The sequence below is a fragment of the Mycobacterium sp. genome, from assembly GCF_050701675.1.
Classification (GTDB): Bacteria; Actinomycetota; Actinomycetes; order Mycobacteriales; family Mycobacteriaceae; genus Mycobacterium.
The window spans coordinates 1-3,770 of record NZ_JBOGDD010000603.1; the positions used below are offsets into that span (position 1 = coordinate 1).

3 protein-coding genes are annotated in these 3,770 nt (G+C 67.7%); all 3 read right to left on the reverse strand.

Going from position 1 to position 3,770, the window contains the following annotated elements; all coding sequences use genetic code 11:
• Positions 1-1,212 (reverse strand): allantoate amidohydrolase (locus ACRDUX_RS18550; RefSeq protein WP_526415485.1); only part of this gene is annotated, 1,212 nt, incomplete at its 3' end.
• Positions 1,209-2,894, reverse strand: coding sequence for a urocanate hydratase (hutU, locus tag ACRDUX_RS18555; RefSeq protein WP_526415486.1), 1,686 nt, complete (start codon positions 2,892-2,894; stop codon positions 1,209-1,211). The genes ACRDUX_RS18550 and hutU, both read right to left, overlap by 4 nt.
• 27 nt (positions 2,895-2,921) lie before the next feature.
• Positions 2,922-3,770 (reverse strand): ABC transporter substrate-binding protein (locus ACRDUX_RS18560; protein ID WP_526415487.1); only part of this gene is annotated, 849 nt, incomplete at its 5' end.

Below are 3,770 nucleotides of genomic sequence, written 5' to 3' on the forward strand. Positions count from 1 at the left end.
GGCCAGCGCCTCGGCGCCGACGTGACAGTCGGGGGTCTCCGCGTGCTCTTCTGGGGAGTGCGAGACTCCGGTCGGGTTGCGCACGAACAACATTGCCGTCGGCACCTTCGCGGACAGAATGCCGGCATCGTGCCCCGCCTGCGTTGGCAACACCGGTACGTCGCCGAGGCGCGCCAGCGCTCGTTGCAGGCGGGCGCGGGGACCTTCGGGGAATTCGACGATGGGAGTGATCGATTCCGCCGTCACCTGCAGATCGATACCGTCCGAAGCCGCGAATCCCCCTGCCTCCGCGCTGATCTGATCGACCAGCGCGGTCAGCGTCGGCTCGTCGGCGGCACGGGCGTCGAGCCATGCGCGGACCCGCGACGGTATCGCATTGGCCCCGTTGGGAGAGACGAGGATCTTGCCGAACGTGGCGACCGCCTCGTGTCGAGCGGCCGCCGACCGGGCGGCGTGCACCGAGGACGCGAAGGCCAGCATCGGGTCACGCCGGTCGCCGAGCCTCGTGGTGCCAGCATGGTTCGCCGCGCCATGGAAGACGAACTCCCAGCGCCCGTGCGGCCAGATCGCCGACGCCACGGCGATCGGACGGTCGACGAGTTCGAGGGCGCGGCCCTGTTCGACGTGGAGTTCGACGTAGACGCCGATCCGCCTCAGCAGGGCGTCGTCGACGCCGAGGTGCTCGGGATTGCGGCCGGCGCGCGTCAGTGCCTCGGCGAGCGTGACGCCGTCGTTGTCGCGCAATCCGCGGGCCCGTTCAGCGCTCAGGGCACCGGTGACGAGCTGCGATCCCACGCACGCGACACCGAAGCGGGCGCCCTCCTCGTCAGAGAATGCCGCCACCGCAACGGGAATCGTCGGCACCAGGCCACGGTCGCGCACGATGTCGATCGCCGCGAAGGCCGAGACGACGCCAAGCGGCCCGTCGAAGGCTCCCCCGTCGGGCACCGAGTCCAGATGGGAACCGGTGACGAAGGCGTCCCTCGGCTCACCGGTCCATCCTGGCGGCAGCCACCACGCCCACAGGTTGCCGTTGCGGTCCTCCTCGACGGCCATCCCGCGGTCCTCGGCACAGCCGCGGAACCATTCGCGCAGCGTGAGGTCGGCGTCGGACCAGGCGAACCGGCGATAGCCACGGGTGTCCTTGTCCTGCCCGACGTCGAGGATCGCGGTCCACAGCGGGTCGAACCGCGACGCGGCGCTCTCTGTCATTCGCTCTCCTGCATGGGAATTCGCACGCCCCGCTCGGCGGCGATCGCGGCGGCGTGCTCGTACCCCGCGTCGGTGTGGCGGATCACGCCCATGCCGGGATCGTTGGTCAGCACGCGTTCGAGCTTCTGGGCCGCGAGCTCGGTCCCATCGGCCACCGACACCTGTCCGGCGTGGATGGAGCGGCCCATGCCGACCCCACCGCCGTGGTGGATGGACACCCAGGTAGCGCCGGATGCCGTGTTCAGCATCGCATTCAGCAGTGGCCAGTCCGCGATGGCGTCGGAGCCGTCGAGCATCGATTCGGTCTCGCGGTAGGGCGAGGCGACCGATCCCGAGTCCAGGTGATCGCGGCCGATGACGATCGGTGCCGATACCTCGCCGTTGGCGACCATCTCGTTGAACTTCAACCCTGCCCGGTGCCGTTCGCCGTAGCCGAGCCAACAGATGCGGGCAGGCAATCCTTCGAATTCGACGCGTTCACCGGCCATGGTGATCCACCGTCGCAGGTGCTGGTTGTCTCCGAAGAGTTCGAGGATCGCCTTGTCGGTGGCGGCGATGTCCTTGGGATCGCCGGACAGCGCCGCCCACCGGAACGGGCCGAGGCCCTCTTCGAACTGGGGCCGGATGTAGGCGGGCACGAAGCCGGGAAAGTCGAATGCGCGGTCGTAGCCGGCCTTTCTCGCCTCGTCGCGGATCGAGTTGCCGTAGTCGAAGACCTCGGCACCCTTGTCGAGGAACCCGACCATCGCGGCGACCTGCTTGGCCATCGACTCCTGCGCCTGCTCGGTGAAGTAGGCCGGATCCTTCTCCGACATCTTCTTCATGTCGTCGAGTTCGATGCCGATCGGTAGGTACGACAGCGGGTCGTGCGCGGAGGTCTGGTCGGTGACGATGTCGATCGGCGCCCCGCGCTCGAGCAGTGCGGGGAACACCTCGGCGGCGTTGCCCACCACGCCGATCGACAACGGCCGCTTGGCGTCCCGTGCCTCGATGGCCCTGGCGACGGCGTCGTCGAGATCGGTGGCCTTGACGTCGAGGTAGCGCTTGGCGATGCGACGGTCGATGCGGGTCTCGTCCACGTCGACGCAGATCGCGACGCCTTCGTTCATGGTGACGGCCAGCGGCTGCGCGCCGCCCATGCCACCGACGCCACCGGTGAGCGTGATCGTGCCAGCCAGGCTGCCCCCGAACCGCTTCCTGGCGATGGCTCCGAACGTCTCGTAGGTGCCCTGCAGGATGCCCTGGGTGCCGATGTAGATCCACGACCCGGCCGTCATCTGGCCGTACATCGTCAGCCCTTCGGCCTCCAACTTGCGGAACTGTTCCCAGTTGGCCCAGTCCCCCACCAGATTCGAGTTTGCGATCAGCACGCGCGGGGCCCAGACGTTGGTGCGGAACACACCAACTGGCTTGCCGGACTGCACCAGCATGGTCTCGTCGTCCTCGAGACCCCGAAGGGTGCGAACCAGCGCGTCGAAGGCGGCCCAACTGCGCGCCGCGCGTCCCGTCCCGCCGTAGACGACGAGATCGTCGGGATGCTCGGCGACCTCGGGATCGAGGTTGTTCATCAACATGCGCAGGACGGCTTCCTGTTGCCAACCCTTGCAGGAGATTTCGGCTCCGCGCGGGGCGCGGACGGGACGGGGACCGGAGACCGCGGCGGTCCCAGAGGTGGTCGTCATGAAGTGAAGTCCTTTGTCGGGTGTTGCCTAAGTACCGCTGATGCCTGCGCCCGCGAGCCACTTCTTCGCGATGTCGGCGAGGTTGGCGCCGGTCGCGGCCTCGGCGTTCATCTTGATGAGATCGTCGGTGGTGAGCTTGGCCGAGACGGCGTTGAGGGTCTTGGTGATGGTGTCGTTCTCCTTGGCCGTCTTGATCACCGGAACGACGTTCTCTGCGGCGAACAGGGACTTGTCGTCCTCAAGGGCGACGAGGTTGTTCGACACCAGACCGGGGTCGGTGCTGAACAGGTCGCCCGCCTGGACCTGACCGTTGGTCAGCGCCGTCATCGTCAGGGTGCCCCCGGCGTCGAGCGTGACGAAGTCCTTGAAGTTGAGGCCATAGACGTCGCGCAGGCCGACCACGCCCTGCTGGCGGGTCTTCCATTCCGGCGGTCCACCGAGGACGAGCTCACCGGCGTGGGGCCCCAGGTCCGAGATCGTCTTGAGGTTGTACTTGTCGGCGGTGGCCTTCGTGACGGCCACGACGTCCTTGTCCTCTGCGGGTGACGCCGTGAGCAGTGACAGCCCGCCAGGCACCTTGCCGGTGAGCTCGGAGGTCACCGCCTCCTTGGTCGCGGCGGTCGACTTCGGGTCGAGATAGCTCAGCAGCGCACCGTTGTACTCCGGCACCAGGTCAATGGACCCGTCCTTGAGTGCTGCGAGGTAGACCTCGCGGCTTCCGATGTTGAACTGTTCCTTGACGCTCACGCCTGCCGCCTGCAGCGCCTGCGAGTAGATGCTGGCGATCAGCTGACTCTCGACGAAGTCCGCCGAGCCGACGATGACCTCCGAACCCGAGGACCCCTTGTTGTCCCCGCCGCCGGAGAGCGGATTCTC